Source organism: Curtobacterium sp. YR515 (assembly GCF_900113095.1).
GTDB lineage: Bacteria > Actinomycetota > Actinomycetes > Actinomycetales > Microbacteriaceae > Curtobacterium.
The window spans coordinates 557,617-572,385 of record NZ_FOOD01000001.1 but is presented as its reverse complement, the minus strand read 5'-3'; the positions used below and the strand labels follow the sequence as shown (position 1 = coordinate 572,385).

Sequence of the window (14,769 nt, the reverse complement as noted above, 5' to 3'; positions counted from 1 at the left end):
CCACCCCTGTGTCGGGTGGAACCTTCCTAGCGAACGGTGGCGCTGGGCAGTGGAGACCACGCAGCGACGACGACGGCGGCCGCGAACACGACCGTCACGGCGAGCAGCGCGAAGCCGTCCCCGGTCAGGGTCACGAGGGCACCCCCGCCCACTGCTCCCACCGCGGCGAGCGTCCGGTTCGCGCTGCGCATCGTGCCGTTCACCCGGCCGAGGAGGGCATCCGGTGTGACGGTCTGGCGGAGGACCATCTCGTTCGCGTTCTCGCAGCCTGCTGCGGCACCGTGCAGGGCGAAGGCGACGAACAGGACCACGACCGTCGTCGGCCGTGCTGCACCGCCGGTACCGAGCGTCACGAGCGTGATGGCCGCCCAGGCGATCGGGTAGGCGGCTCGTGCGGCGATGATCGTCCGGCCGGCGCCGAACCGGGTGCCGAGGCGTGTCGCAGCGGTCGCGCCGACGAGCATCGCGATCCCACTGACGGCGATGACGGCCCCGTACAGCGCTGCGGGGAGCGCGAGCGTGCGGAGGGCGAGGGTCGCGAACACCGTCAGGCCGGCGGCGTTGGCGAGGAACCAGACGTGGGTGGACAGGGCCAGCGGTCTGAGCACTGCGTTGCCGTACGTCCAGCGCAGACCGTCCACGATGTCACTCCGGAGGCTCGTCCTGGCCGGCCGCGCCGGCTGGTGCTCGACGACGCGGACCCGGGCGATGAGGAACGCGTCGACGAAGTAGCTCACCGCGTCGAGCGCGATCGCGACCGGCGCCGTCACGATGCTGACCAGGACCCCGCCGAGCGCCGGGCCCGCCGTCTGCGCCGCCGCGTCGCTCTGGTCCACCCGCGCGTTCGCCGCAAGGAGGAGCGGGCGCGGCACGATCCTGGGGAGGAGCGACTGCGTTGCCGCGAACCCCACGACGGACAGGATGCCGAACAGGAACAGCACCGCCGCAGTCGCCCACAGGTTCAGGAGCCCGGTGGACCACAGCACCGGGATCGCACCGAGGCTCACGCCGCGACCGATACTCGCCCAGATCAGCAGCGGCTTCCGCCGGAAGCGGTCGACGGACGCGCCGACGACCAGACCGAACACGGCGTACGGGAGGAACTGGGCAGCGTTCACGAGACCGAGCTCGAACGGGCTGGCATGCAGCACCGTCACCACGAGGACCGGCACGGCGACCGCGCTCACGGCTGATCCGAACGACGAGACGGTCGCGGCCGACCAGTAGGGGAGGAAGCCCGGCACCCGACGGAGCGTGGTCACGTCGTCGCCCATGTGCCAACGCTGTCAGACCGTGACACCGTGAGCAAGGGCACAGCCGTCAGCGCTCGACCGTGGTCCTAGTGTGGTGCTGTGTCGAAGGTGCTGATCACCGGGATGTCGGGAACCGGGAAGTCGTCCGCGCTGATCGAGCTCGCGACGCACGGCTACCGGGTCGTGGACACCGATGAACCCGGGTGGCGCGAGTACCGGGCGCTGCCGGACCCACCCGACGAAGCGCACCAGGGCGAGTGGATGTGGGTCGAGGCGAAGATCTCCGGGCTCCTGGACGCGGTGGACGACCGCTCGCTCTTCGTCCAGGGATGCGTCCGGAACCAGTCCGAGTTCTCCGACCGGTTCGATGCGATCGTGCTCCTGAGCGCTCCGCTCGAGGTGATGCTCGATCGGGTCGCGCGCCGTACGACGAACCCCTACGGGAAGACCGCGCTCGAGCGCCGCATGATCGAGGCGGATCTCGTCGAGGTGGAGCCGCTCCTCCGCGCCGGATGCACGCACGAACTCGACGCGGCTCGACCGCTGCACGAGGTGGTGTCCGACCTGATCGCCATCGCGTCGTCCGCGAGCGCGTCCGGCTGACGAACGTCGCCGGTCAGCGCGACGCTGCCTCCGGCACCGTTCCACCCCACCCGTTGAACCCGCCGAACACGACCTTCACCGGGACGGCCTGCGCCCGGTCGGTCACGTACCGGTACACGCCTCCCGGACGGCCGAGCCACAGGGAACCCGCCGGCGTCGTGGTCGTCGCCGTCGTCCGGAGCTCGACCACGTACTGCCCGGAGGGGATCTGGAACTGGGCCGTCTGCTCGTCGTCGAGCAGGGTCGAGAACCGGGTCGAGAAGGACGCCCCGCTCGTCGCCTCCGTCACCACGACGTTCGCGCCGCTGAGCTGTGGCGACGGGGTGCGGGACGCCGTGTTCGCGAAGACGGCCAGGTCGTAGTCGCTGTGCGCGTAGTGCTGCGACAACGTCACCTGCGACGCCGGGAGCGTCCCCCGCTGCTGGTACACCCGCGTCTTCCACACGGCGGGCGACGCCGTGCCGCTGGCGTACGCCTCGATGCGGTACTGACCGGTGCTCAACCCGAGGAACCGGTACCGTCCCGCGCTGTCCGAGGTCGTCCGGAACACCTGCGAGGTGTCCTCGTTCCACGCGTACATCAGCCGTCCGGCAGCGGGACCCGAGGGGCCGACCACCCCACCCTGCACGGTGGCGCCACGGACGAGCGGCACGGTCACCGCGACCGTCGTGCCACCACGGACCGCGATGTCCGAACGGAGTCCGGGGGCGTAGGTCTCCGTTCCGCGCGGCGGGAGTTGCCGTGTGGTGACCGTCACGGTGTCCGGGGCGGGGATGCCGGCGAACGTCGCGGTGCCGTCGGCGTCGGTGGTGGCGGTCCCGACGACGGCGTCGGTGCCGATCGCGGCGAGTTCGACGTCCGCCAGCCGGATCGGGGTGCCGTCCGGCGTCGCGAGCTGCACGGCGATCGTGCCCGACGCGGCCGCGTTCGCCGGCGGCGCCACACCGATCAGCGCGGCCGTTGCGAGCGCCACGACCAGTGTCGTCCCGATGATCTGTCGCATCGCGTTCCCCGATCGCCCGCCAGCCACGTGTTGCGTGGGACTGTACGCGCACGGGAGGCGCGGTGCGGGTCCGACCCGCACCGCGCCCGGCGCGACGGTCGCGTCGCGAGCCGCACCGCGCCTCCTGGACCGGATCGCGTCACACGGCGCGACCCGGCGGCCGGATCAGGCGCGTCGCCGACGCGCCGCCGTCCAGATGCCGAGTCCCGCGACGAGGACGAGCACGCTCCCGACGGCGAGCGGCAGCAGCTCCGCGCCGGTGTAGGCGAGCGCGCCGACGTCCGAGCCGGTGTCGCGCCCGTCCGCCGCGTCCGGGGAGCGGTCGGCACCGGACTGCGCGGCGTCCGCGGACCCCACGACGACACCCGGTGTCGCGCTGCTGTCACCCGGTCGGCCCGAGCCGGACGACTGTCCGCCGTCGGCTTCGCCGGTCACGTCGCCCGGCACGGTGGCGACGGTCACCGGCACGGACACCGACGAGGCCGCCGACGACACCCGCTGCGGCTCACCCGCGGGGAGGGCGCTCGCCGTGGCCTCGTTGGTGATCGTGGGCGTCGCCGCGTCCTCGGTCGTGACGGTGTAGCGGACCGAGCACGAGGTGGACTCGGCCGGACGCAGTTCGGTCGCCGCGCACTGGACGGGTCCAAGCGGGCCCGTGCCGGAGAAGCGGCCCTCGTCGATCGTGACGCCGGACAGCGCCGCGTCGCCGGTGTTCTCGACGTCGAACGAGTAGACGAGGGTCTGCCCGGCGCCGGTCACCGACGCACGATCGGCGTGCTTCGTCATGGCGAGCGACGGGCGCTGCGCCGCGGAGGTCACCGTGGTGGAGTTCGACGCGGGTGCCGTGTCCAGGTCGGCTCCGGAGACGAGCGCGGTCGCGGTGAGGGCGGCGTCGCGGTCGGAGGGGGTCGTCGCACGCACCACGATCGGCTGGGCCGATGCGCCGGCGGCGAGCACGGCGTCGGCGGTGCCGTTCGGCGTGGTCAGCGCCGCGAAGGTCGGCACGGTGCCGCTGGGGGCGAGGGTCGAACCCGCAGGTGCGACCGTGCAGGTGACCGTGGTCCCGGCGACGGTGCACCCTTCGGGCGCGACGATGTCCGTGACGCCGGCGGGGAGTTCGGCCGTCAGCACGTACCCGTGCGAGGCGTTCGCGCCGTCGTTGCGCACCGAGAACGTCCACTCGGCGGTCCCCGCCGCGGGCAGGAGCGCCGGGGCGGACGCCTCGGCGACGAGGTCGGTCGTCGGCAGCAGGACCTGCACGGCGACGCCCTGGAAGGTCGACAGCGCGTTGGTCGGACCCCCGTAGTTCACCATCGCCCGGAACGCGTTGTCGAGGTGCAGGGACCGGACGACCCCGTGCACCTGCAGGTACATCGCGCCGCCGATCGGCGGGTCGCAGGCGGACGCGGCGGACTGTGCGGGCCGGGTGATGGTGTCACCCTCGAGCGTCCAGCCGTTCGGCGAGGTCAGCAGGCTGAGCCGAGCGGCGTCGGTCGGTGCGCCGTCGATCGCGGAGACGGCGACGTCGTACCAGTCGAACGTGCACCGGCCGGCGGTGGAGCTGTTCGCCCCGCCCGACGCCGAGAGTCGGAGCACCGGGTCGACGACCGGGGCCGGGAACGTGATGTCGCTGCCGTACGTCGCGCACGTGACCGGGGCGAGGTCCGGAGCGCCGGAGAGGCAGTTCGCAGCCGCACCCACGGCAGCGGCGGTGGGCCGGAGCTGCAGCGAGCCGACCGTCGCCGCGAGCGACCCTGCTCCGGCGACCGACACGGCCTGTGCGGGGTCCTGGTTGACGGCGACGACGTCGCCGAGGCCGGCGAGGTCCCCGGGCAGGGTGGTCGTCGAGCGCTGGCCGTCGACGGTCCAGGTGTCGGCTCGGAGGTGGTCGACCGGGTCGGCGATCGCCGCGGGGGCGATGACGAGGGTGCTCACGACGATGCCGCCGCCGGCGGCGATGGTCGCGGCTCGGCGGAGGCGGGCGCGTGTCCGCGCGGGCGGGTTGGTGTCGGTCAAGGCGGCTCCTGGGGCTGATCCGTGCCAGTCGGGATCGACTGACCGGCAAGATCTTTCCAGCGACCAACTGATATGGCAAGTGTTTGCATACATACGGATGGCAGACGGGAGGCGCGGTGCGGGTCCGACCCGCACCGCGCCTCCTGGACCGCCGGCGTCGCTCAGCCGAGCGCGGCCGTGTCCGGCGACCCCGTCGCGAGCGCGCTGCGCACCGAACCCCACGACGCGAGTCGCTCGCGGATGGCTTCGTCCTGCTCGACCTCGAGCGCCGTGGCGTGCGCCTGCTCGAGCACCTCGTCGATGACGATGCGCCGCCCGGTGCGGGCGGACGCGATCGCGGCGTCCACCATCGTGAGGCTCATCACGTTGCCGTGCACCTCGCCGTCGGGGCGCTCGCCGGAGCGGACCGCACGGACGAAGGACGCGAGGGCACCGGCGATCTCGTTGCCGACACTCGGGGCCGCGTCCGGCGCGCCCGGCGTGCCGTCGAGGTCGCTCCACGGGTCGTGGTCGCCGTCCCACAGCGCCGTGCCCGCGGGTCCGGAGGCGCGCCAGTCGCCGTTCCACGAGGTCTCGGCACCCAGTGCGCACCACGAGCCGTCGTACACGTAGCGGACGTCGTCCTCGAACGTGAAGACCGCGGCGGCCGCGGCGTCGCCCCGGTACCAGGACCACGACGGGTTCCACGACTCGCAGTACACCGACACCGGGTCCCGCTCGAGCACGTAGCGTGCGGAGTCGAACGCGTGGATCGCCATGTCGAGCAGGAGGACGTCGTCCATCTCCTCGCGGAAGCCGCCGAAGTGCGGGGCCTTGGCGAAGCGCGTGCTCAACCCGCCGACGCCCCCGAGCCCACGGACGTGCTGCCGGAAGGCGACGAGGTGGTCGTTGTACCGCCGGGACTGCGACACCATGAACAGCTTGCCGGTGGCCTCGGCGGCGGCCGCGAGCGACAGCGCCTCGGCGACCGTCTGCGCCGCGGGCTTCTCGCCCAGGACGGGGAGTCCGGCGCGGAGGGCCTCGAGCGTGACGGGGTGGTGCGCGACCGGGACGGTGATGTCGAGGACGGCCTCGGCACCGGTCTCGGTGGCGAGGGCGGTGAGGTCGGTGCCGACGGGGATCGTCGGGTCGCCGGCGACCGCGGCGCCGGCCCGGGCGGCGTCGAGGTCGAGGTCGACGATGCCGACCAGCTCGACGTCCGGGTCGGCCGCGACGGTGGCGAGCCAGGCGCGGCCCATGCCGCCGGCGCCGACCTGCACGACGCGGAGGGTCATGCCTGTGCCCCTTCGTGCTCATCGACCGGTGCGTCGTCGAACGGGCCGCGGTAGTGCTGGCCGTCGAAGTACTCGCCGAGGTCGTACCGGCGCAGCGTCGGGATCTCCCGCTCACGCTCCGGCCGCGCCCACTCGGTGGCGTTCGCGATCACGCGTCGGACGTCCTTGTGGTGGTACACGGGGAAGTCCTGGTCGCCGGGGGAGAAGTAGAAGATCTTCCCGAGGCCACGGCGGTAGGTCATGCCGCTCCGGAACACCTCGCCGCCGGTGAAGCCCGAGATGAACACGAGCTCGTCGGGGGTCGGGACGTCGAAGTACTCGCCGTACATCTCCTGTTCGGGGATGACGATCGGGTTCGGGACGCCGCGCGTGATGGGGTGCTGCGGGTTCACGGTCCAGACGAGCTCCTGGTCGTGCTCGCTGCGCCACCGGAGCGTGCAGGTCGTGCCCATCAGCTTCCCGAAGATCTTCGACCAGTGGCCGGAGTGCAGCACGACGAGGCCCATGCCGGACAGGACGTGCTTGTGCACGCGGTCGACGACGGCGTCGTCCACGTCCTGGTGCGCGGCGTGGCCCCACCAGGTGAGGACGTCGGTCTGGGCGAGGACCTCGTCGGTGAGGCCGTGCTCGGGCTCCTGCATCGTGGCGGTGCGGACGACGGCGTCCGGGAGGTTCTCGCGGATGCCGTCGGCGATGGCGCCGTGCATGCCGTCGGGGTACCGCTCGGCGACGTGCTGCTCGACCTGCTCGTGGACGTTCTCGCCCCAGACGGTGATGCGCAGCGGGGTGGTGGTCATGGTGTGCCTTTCTGGCTGGGGTTCGTGGTCGTCGCCGGCCGCCCGGCGTGGGCTGCCGTCACTTGACGGCGCCGCCGAGTGCGCCGGCGGAGATGTACCGCTGGGCGACGATGAGCAGCACGGCCGCCGGCAGCGACGCGAGGACCGACGTCGCCATGACGGGCCCCCAGTCGGTGACGTTCGAACCGATGTAGTTGTAGATGCCGAGCGTGATCGGCCGGACCGCGGTCGTCGACGTCAGGGTGAGCGCGATGAGGAAGTCGCCCCAGGCGCCGAGGAACGTGAAGAGCGCCGCCGTGACGATGGCGTTCCGGCTGATGGGCAGGACGATCGAGACGAACGCCCGGAAGTCGTTCGCGCCGTCGACGAGCGCGGCCTCGACCAGGCTCGGCGGGATCGACTCCATGAACGCACGCATGAGCAGCACGGCGAACGGCACCTGGACGGCGCTGTCGGCCAGGATCAGCCCGATGTAGCTGTTCAGCAGCCCGACGTTGTTGAACAGCGTGTAGAGCGCGTTCGCGATGACGATCGCCGGGATCATCTGCGTGATGAGCAGCACGAGCAGGAACACCCGGGTGCCGCGCATCTTGAACCGAGCCAGCCCGTAGGCGGCCGGGGTCGCGATCGCCAGGGTCAGCACGACGGTGCCGAGGCCGATGATCATGCTCGACAGGAAGTTCTGCCCCTGCTGGGCGAACGCCGTCTCGTACCCGCGGAAGGTGGGGGAGAACGGGAACCAGGTCGCGGTGGCGGCCCCGGACGTGGCCTGCAGGCTCGTGTTCACCATCCAGTAGACGGGGAACACCATGATCGCGAGGAACACGCAGCCGAGGATCGTGAGCGGGATGCCCTTGACGCCGCGCTTCGGTCCGGGGACCCGTGCACTGCGCTTCGTGGTGATCGCCCGGGTGGCGGTGACGGTCTGGTTCGCGAGTCCGACGCTCATTCGTCGACCGCCTTCCTGGAGATCGCGATGTAGACCATCGCGAAGACGAACGAGACGACGATGAGCACGTTGCTCACGGCGGCTCCGATGCCGAACTGGAAGTTGATGAAGGACTGGTGGTAGGCGTTCGTGGCCAGGGTCTGCGTGGAGTTCGCCGGGCCGCCACCGGTGAGGCCGAGGATGATGTCCACGACCTTCAGCGTGTAGACGACCCCGAGCACGATCACGACGCTCACCACGCTCCGGATGCTCGGCCAGGTGATGTACCAGAACGCCTTGAAGCCCGTGGCGCCGTCGAGCGCGCCGGCCTCGTACAGCTCCGGCGGCACGGACTGCAGCCCGCTGTAGAGGATCGTCGTGTTGAAGGGGATGCCGAGCCAGACGTTCACGCCGATGACGGCGATGAGGGCGAGGCTCGGGCTGACCAGCCACGGCACCGGGGCGATGCCGACCACGCCGAGGAGCTGGTTGAGCGCGCCGCTGTCCTGGTCGAGGAGCCACTTCCAGACCGCGCTGGACGCGATCAGCGGGAGCAGCCACGGCAGGAGGAGGAGTCCGCGCAGGAACCCCGACAGCGGGAAGTGCCGCCGGAAGAACAGTGCGAGGGCGAGGCCGATCACGAACTGCAGGATGATCGAGCCGGCGGTGAACAGCGCGGTGTTCACGACGCTCGTCGCGAAGACCGAGCTCTGGAACACCTGGATGTAGTTGCCGAGCCCGACCCACGGGGCCTCGCCCGTGAAGAAGGTCTTGGTCGTGTAGTCCTGGAAGGACATGATGATGTTCTTCACGACCGGGTAGCCGAAGAACACGGCCACGAAGAGTGCGGCCGGGATGACGAAGAGCCATCGGGTGATCCCGATCCGCATGCGTGCGCGGCGCTGGCCGGGTCGTGGTGGTGGGACGGACGCCTGGGTCCGTGGTCGGGTCTGTGTCGTGGCGCTCATGCCGGAACCGCTCCTTCCGAGGGTGGGGAGGGAGCCGGCCGGGTGGCCGGCTCCCTCGTGCACTACTGGCTCTGGGACTGCGCCTGCTTGAGCGCTGCCTCGGGGTCGGCCTTGCCCGTCAGGGCGAGCTGGACGGCGGTGTAGATCTTCGTCGCGGCCTTGGGCCAGTCCGGTCCGAGCTCACCGGTGCGGGCCCGGGCGGTCTTCACGGTCGTGACGAACGAGGCCACCTGCGGGTGGTCGGACGCCCATGCGGCGCCGGCCTCGAGGTTCGTCGGCACGTTGCCGCTCACCTCGGCGAGGGCCTTCTGCGTCTTCTCCGAGTGGAGGCAGCCGACGAACTTGGCGGCGAGCTGCATCTTGTCCTTGTCGCCGGTCTGCGGGACGGTGAACGCCTCGCCGCCGAGCGGTGCGACGGTCTCCGAGCCGGTGCGGGTCGGGATCGGGACGCTGTCGAACTCGAGGCCCTTCTTCGCGTTCAGGGCGGGCAGCTGCCACGGGCCGTTGATCATCATCGCGGCCTTGCCGGCGAGGAACTGGCTGTTCACGTCGGCCTGGGCCCAGTTGATCGAGCTCTTCGACATCGAGCCGTCGTTCTGCAGGTCCTCGACGAGCTGCAGGGCCTGCGCGGCCTCGGGCGTCGCGATGTCCTTCTCGTCACCGCCGTTCGACCAGAAGAACGGCAGGAACTGCCAGGTACCCTCGTAGGTGTTGATGTTGCTCATCGCGAAGCCGTACGTGGACCCGGAGGTGAGCTTCTTCGCGGCGGCCTTCAGCTCGTCCCAGGTCTTGGGCGGCTGCACACCGGCGTCCGCCAGCAGCTTCTTGTTGTAGTAGAGCGCGATGGAGTTCGTGTTCGACTGCAGGCCGTAGAGCTTGCCCTTGTAGGTGCTCGCCGCCTTCACGCCGGGGACGTCGCCCTCGGCGCTGAGGCCGTAGTCGCTGAGGTCGGAGAGTGCCCCGGAGGCCGCGATCTGCTGCACGTCGGGGTTGTCGAGCATGAGCACGTCGGGCAGGGTCCGCGAGGATGCCTGCTGCAGCACCTTCGAGATCAGACCGGCACCGGCGACGTGGTTGATCGTGACCGTCGCGTCGACCTCCTTCGCGCACTGCTTGTACACGGGGTTGTAGGTCGCGTCGTAGTAGTCCTCGATCGTCAGGGCCTTGCTCCCACCGGACGAGGCCGATCCGGAACCGGAGCACCCGGTGAGGACCAGGGGGATCGTGGCGAGCACGGCGACCGCGCCGACGAGGGCGCGGGTCCGGCGCGACGGGGAGGGGAATCTTTGCTTCATTGCAGAGCTCTTCTCTTGACGGATGCAGGGGGCAGGCGCGCAACCACGAATCCGCTGACGTCATCGTCGCTGTGTTCCTTGGGGCGAGAAGCTAACAGAAAAGCGCTTCACCTGTAAAGCGCTTTTTTCGCATCCCGGACGGTAGGCTGAGCGGCATGGCCACGATGCAGCAGGTCGCCGATCGGGCGGGTGTGTCGATCGCCACCGTGTCCTTCGTCGTGAACGGCACGAAGTACGTCACCCCCGCGACGACCGCCCGCGTGCAGGCGGCGATGCGCGAGCTGAAGTTCCGCGGCAACGTCGTCGCCCGGGCGCTCGCGAGCCGCCGCACCCGGATCATCGCGCTGCTGTTCCCGACCACCGGCAACCGCTTCAGCCCGACCACCTCGCAGTTCTTCATGAGCGCTGCCGAGCGGGCGTCCGAGCGCGGGTACCACCTCGTGCTCTGGCCGGTCGACCCCGCCGGCGACGACCTCGACGACCTCGTCTCCGGGGGGCTCGTCGACGGTGTGATCCTCATGGAGGTGCGGATGGACGACCCCCGCGTCGCCGTCCTCACCGCGCTCGACGTCCCGTTCACGCTCATCGGCCGCACCCGGGACAGCAGTGGTCTGCCGTTCGTCGACATCGACTTCGAGACCACGATCGAGTCGAGCATCGACCACCTGCAGTCGCTCGGGCACCGGCGGTTCGCGCTCGTGCTCGAGGACCTCGAGGGCACGCCGATGGCCGGCTACGCGCCGCACCTCCGCGCCGAGGCCACCTTCCGGCAGGTGACGGCCACGCGGGGACTCGGCGGCACCGTGGTCACCGCGGGTCCGGGGAGCGACGGCGGACGTGCCGCGGCGAGCGAGATGCTCGCGCTCGACCCCGGCGTGACCGCCGTGCTCGTGATGAAGGACGACTCCTCCGCCGGGCTGCTCGTCGGCCTGTACGCGGCCGGGCGCCGGGTACCGGAGGACGTCTCGGTGCTCAGCATCGCCTCGTCCGAGGCCAACGCCGACCAGCACTACCCGCGGCTGTCGACGATGGTGGCTCCGGGGCGCGAGCTCGGGACCCGTGCGGCGGACGCGCTCATCGACCAGCTCGACGGGAAGTCCGACGAGCTGCCGCACTTCCTGCTGCCGTGCACCCTCCGCACGGCCGAGTCGACGGCACCCGCGCCCGCCTGACCGGCGCGGCCCGCCGCCCGGCGGGTGAGGTTTCGCGCTGGACGACAGTTCACGCGCGGCGGAACCCGTGAACTGTCGCCCAGCGCGAAGGGTCGCCTCGCCGCGCGCGGACGCGACCACCCGACGGACGGGAGGCGCGGGTCGGCCCCGCACCGCGCCTCCCGTCCGCCGCACCAGCGGCACCGCACCGCACCCACCGGGCACCCAGGGTGCGTTGGTTGTGTGGACGTACAGGTTCGCACCAGGGGACGTCGAGGAGGACGGGATGGCGATCGACCGCAGGATGTTCCTGCTCGGGGGAGCGGGGGTGCTGCTGCTCGCCGGCTGCTCCACCCGACCCGAGCGCACCACGGTCCAGGAGTGGCCGACCGACCCTCCCGAAGGTGACGTCACGATCAGCTGGTGGGCGGGGCAGGTGGCCTCGAAGGACGGCGGCGACCTGCGGCGTCGGCTCATCGCCGAGTTCCAGAAGGAGCACCCGAACATCAGGGTGCGCATCGTGAGCGCCCCGAGCGACACCGACACGAACCGCACCAGCCTGACGACCCAGATCGCCGCGGGCAGCAGCACCCCGGACGTCTACCTCGGGGACGTCGCGTGGCCCGGGCAGTTCGCGAAGAACAAGCTCGCGACCCCGGTGAACGAGCTCGTCGGCGCGGACTTCTTCGACCAGTTCCCCGAGGGGCTCCGGCAGGCCGCGAGCGTCGACGGCACGTACTACATGTTCCCGCTCTACATCGACGAGTCGTTCTTCCTGTACCGGAAGGACCTGCTCGCCAAGCACTCCCTGCAGGTCCCGAGGTCGTGGGAGGAAGTGCGCGAGACCGCGGCGAAGCTCGTCGACACCGGCGACGTCAGCTACGGGTTCGCGTTCCAGGGCGACGTGTACGAGGGACTCACCTGCAACGTCACCGAGTTCGTCGCGGACGCCGGCGGCTCGCTGCTGAACGACGACCTGACGAGACCCGAGACCACGAGCTCGGAGACGAAGCGCGCGTTCGAGTTCATGCGGTCCCTCATCACCGACGGCGCCAGCCCACGCGCCACCCTGACGTACCAGGAGCAGGACACGAACGACGCGTTCTCGGGCGGCCGAGCGGCGTTCCTCCGCAACTGGTCGTACGCGTGGGGCATCGCGAACGGGCCGGACAGCCAGGTCGCCGGCAAGGTCGGACTCGCGGCGCGGCCGACCTTCGACGGGCAGGACGAGCACCACTCGACCATCGGCGGGTGGGGCAACTACATCAACCCGCACACGCAGCAGCCGGCAGCAGCGCTGACGTTCGCGAGCTGGATGTCGAGCGAGACGGCGCAGCAGTTCCTCACCCGCGAGGGCGGGGTCCTGCCGGCCCGGAGCGAGTCGCTCACGAGCCAGGACGCGAAGCGCCAGCAGCGACCGACGTACGACACCGCCGCGGGCATCACGCTCGTGCCCCGTCCGACGTCGACGGCCTACTACCCGAAGGTCTCGCAGGGCGTCTACCAGAACGGCAACAGCATCCTCGGCGGCCAGGCGTCCGTCGACGGCGGCACGAGCACGATGGCGTCGGCCATCGCGCTGGCCCTGAAGGGTGAGGCACTGTGAGCGCCGGCACCGTGACGCGGTCGTCGACCCGTCCAGGAGGCGCGGGTCGCCTCGACCCGCCGCCCCGCCTCAGCGGGCGGTCGCGTCTCGACCGCATCCGTGCGCGGGGTGCGTGGGGCTTCGCGGCCCCGGCGCTCCTGGTCGTCGCGGCGGTGACGATCTTCCCGGTGGTCTACTCGATCGTCCTGAGCTTCGCGGACGTCGAGGTCGGCTACGAGGGGTTCACGATCCGGTCGTTCGGCCTCGGCAACTACGCGGCCCTGCTGCAGAGCGCGGACTGGTACCGAGCGCTCGGGTTCACCGTGCTGTACACGGTCGTGACGGTGTTCGTCGAGCTCGTGCTCGGCATGCTCGTGGCCCTCGTGCTCGAGCGGCTCGGGGCGACCCGGGGATGGATGCTGGCGCTGATGCTCATCCCGTGGTCGCTCGTCACGATCGTGAACGCGCAGCTCTGGAAGTACATCTACGACTCGACGTACGGCGTCGCGACCTGGTTCTTCGGGCTCTTCGGCGAGGCCCCGGTGATCCTCGGCGAACCGGTGCCCGCGATCACCGGGCTGATGGTCGCGGACATCTGGAAGACGACGCCGTTCGTGGCGATCATCCTGCTCGCGGGGCTCGTGCAGATCTCCGAGGACCACTACGAGGCGGCCGAGCTCGACGGCGCGAGCACCTGGCAGACGTTCTGGCGGGTGGTGCTCCCGCAGCTCACGCCGACCCTGACGATCGCGGTGCTGTTCCGCATCCTGCAGGCGTTCGGCGTGTTCGACCTGCCGTTCGTGCTGACGAACGGCGGTCCGGGCACCGCCACCCAGTCGCTCGCGATCATGGGCTACAAGGTGCTCTTCCAGGACATCAACATCGGCCCCGGTGCGGCGATCGCGACGTCCACGGCGATCATCGTCGCGGCGGGGTGTCTGCTGTTCCTCCGGGCGTTCCGGAACCAGGCGAAGGGAGGGGATGCCTGATGCCCCGTCAACGCGTCCGCAAGGGCTGGCGGAAGTGGGTCAACACCGTCAACGTCAGTGGTGTCGTCATCGCGGTGCTCACCGCGCTGCCGCTGTACTGGCTCGTGTCGACGTCGCTCAAGCCGGCGTCCGAGATCGGGCAGTCGCCGCCCACCGCCTTCCCGCAGTCGTTCACCCTCGACAACTTCGTGGTGGCCTTCCGCGACAACGCGCTCGGCCAGTACATGGTGAACAGCGTCATCGTGTCGGTGTCGACGACGGTGATCGTGCTCGCGCTGTCGTTCCTCGCCGGCTACGCGCTCGCCGGGCGGTGGATCCGCGGGCGGACGGCGATCATGACCTCGTTGCTCATGCTCTCGGTGTTCCCGGCGATCGCCGTGCTGACCCCGCTGTACCTGCTCGAGCGGAACCTCGGGCTGCTCAACTCCTACCCGGGGCTGATCGTGCCGTACGTGGCGTTCAACCTGCCCTTCGCGATCTGGATCATGCGGAACTACCTGGTCGGGATCCCCTCGACGATCGAGGAGGCCTCCGAGATCGACGGTGCCGGAGCCTGGCGCACGGTGCTCTCCGTGATCCTGCCGATGGCGAAGCCGGGGCTCTTCACGGTCGGTGTGTTCACGTTCACGGCATCGTGGAGCGAGTTCCTGATGGCGCTGACGTTCAACAGCGAGAACTCGTTCCGGACGATCCCGGTCGGGATCGCCCTGTTCGGGACGCAGTTCACCGTGCCGTTCGCCCAGATCTTCGCGGCGAGCGTGGCGGCGACGGTGCCGATCGTCATCCTCGTGCTGGTGTTCCGCCGGTCCATCGTGTCCGGCCTGACGTCGGGTGCGGTGAAGGGCTGAGCCGGGCCCGGAACGGGACGGGAGGCGCGTGGCGGACCCGCCACGCGCCTCCCGTCCGA

Annotated in this window: 13 protein-coding genes; 5 read left to right on the top strand and 8 right to left on the bottom strand. The window is 70.7% G+C overall.

Annotated elements, in window-relative coordinates; translation table 11 throughout:
• Positions 1-26: 26 nt before the first annotated feature.
• Positions 27-1,274 (bottom strand): MFS transporter, encoded by a 1,248-nt coding sequence (locus BM028_RS02670; RefSeq protein WP_092384383.1) that lies wholly within the window; start codon positions 1,272-1,274, stop codon positions 27-29.
• A gap of 78 nt (positions 1,275-1,352) precedes the next feature.
• Between BM028_RS02670 and BM028_RS02665 the strand changes: the two genes are divergently transcribed.
• A complete protein-coding gene (locus BM028_RS02665) occupies positions 1,353-1,856 on the top strand; it encodes an AAA family ATPase (RefSeq protein ID WP_217647216.1) in 504 nt (167 codons plus the stop codon).
• Between the two features lie 13 nt (positions 1,857-1,869).
• Here the strand turns inward: BM028_RS02665 and BM028_RS02660 are convergent, their stop codons facing one another.
• From BM028_RS02660 to BM028_RS02630, 7 genes are all read right to left on the bottom strand, one after another.
• The gene (locus BM028_RS02660; protein WP_092384381.1) at positions 1,870-2,859 is read right to left on the bottom strand and encodes a carboxypeptidase-like regulatory domain-containing protein; all 990 of its coding nucleotides are present in this window, start codon (positions 2,857-2,859) and stop codon (positions 1,870-1,872) included.
• A gap of 165 nt (positions 2,860-3,024) precedes the next feature.
• Positions 3,025-4,875: a DUF7507 domain-containing protein gene (locus BM028_RS02655; protein WP_092384379.1), complete on the bottom strand. Its 1,851-nt coding sequence runs from the start codon at positions 4,873-4,875 to the stop codon at positions 3,025-3,027.
• A gap of 161 nt (positions 4,876-5,036) precedes the next feature.
• Entirely contained in the window at positions 5,037-6,149 is a 1,113-nt protein-coding gene (locus BM028_RS02650) for a Gfo/Idh/MocA family protein (protein WP_092384377.1), read from the bottom strand.
• Positions 6,146-6,946 carry a ThuA domain-containing protein gene (locus BM028_RS02645; protein WP_092384375.1) on the bottom strand — a complete coding sequence of 267 codons (801 nt, stop codon included), beginning with the start codon at positions 6,944-6,946 and terminating at the stop codon, positions 6,146-6,148. Before BM028_RS02645 ends, BM028_RS02650 begins: the two co-directional genes overlap by 4 nt.
• 58 nt (positions 6,947-7,004) lie before the next feature.
• Positions 7,005-7,895 (bottom strand): carbohydrate ABC transporter permease, encoded by an 891-nt coding sequence (locus BM028_RS02640; RefSeq protein ID WP_071295289.1) that lies wholly within the window; start codon positions 7,893-7,895, stop codon positions 7,005-7,007.
• The gene (locus BM028_RS02635) at positions 7,892-8,842 is read right to left on the bottom strand and encodes a carbohydrate ABC transporter permease (RefSeq protein WP_374115124.1); all 951 of its coding nucleotides are present in this window, start codon (positions 8,840-8,842) and stop codon (positions 7,892-7,894) included. The genes BM028_RS02640 and BM028_RS02635 overlap by 4 nt, the downstream gene beginning before the upstream one ends.
• Before the next feature lie 62 nt (positions 8,843-8,904).
• The gene (locus tag BM028_RS02630; RefSeq protein ID WP_071303119.1) at positions 8,905-10,137 is read right to left on the bottom strand and encodes a sugar ABC transporter substrate-binding protein; all 1,233 of its coding nucleotides are present in this window, start codon (positions 10,135-10,137) and stop codon (positions 8,905-8,907) included.
• A gap of 155 nt (positions 10,138-10,292) precedes the next feature.
• Here BM028_RS02630 and BM028_RS02625 point away from each other — a divergent pair, with 155 nt between their 5' ends.
• The 4 genes from BM028_RS02625 (at position 10,293) to BM028_RS02610 (ending at position 14,710) form a co-directional block, all read left to right on the top strand.
• Positions 10,293-11,309, top strand: a complete 1,017-nt coding sequence (locus tag BM028_RS02625) for a LacI family DNA-binding transcriptional regulator (protein ID WP_175495966.1) — start codon at positions 10,293-10,295, stop codon at positions 11,307-11,309.
• Positions 11,310-11,574: 265 nt separating this feature from the next.
• Positions 11,575-12,894: an ABC transporter substrate-binding protein gene (locus tag BM028_RS02620; RefSeq protein WP_071303120.1), complete on the top strand. Its 1,320-nt coding sequence runs from the start codon at positions 11,575-11,577 to the stop codon at positions 12,892-12,894.
• Entirely contained in the window at positions 12,891-13,862 is a 972-nt protein-coding gene (locus tag BM028_RS02615; protein WP_175495965.1) for a carbohydrate ABC transporter permease, read from the top strand. The genes BM028_RS02620 and BM028_RS02615 overlap by 4 nt, the downstream gene beginning before the upstream one ends.
• Complete coding sequence (locus BM028_RS02610; RefSeq protein WP_083295042.1) at positions 13,862-14,710, top strand: carbohydrate ABC transporter permease; 849 nt, start codon at positions 13,862-13,864, stop codon at positions 14,708-14,710. The genes BM028_RS02615 and BM028_RS02610 overlap by 1 nt, the downstream gene beginning before the upstream one ends.
• Positions 14,711-14,769: the final 59 nt, after the last annotated feature.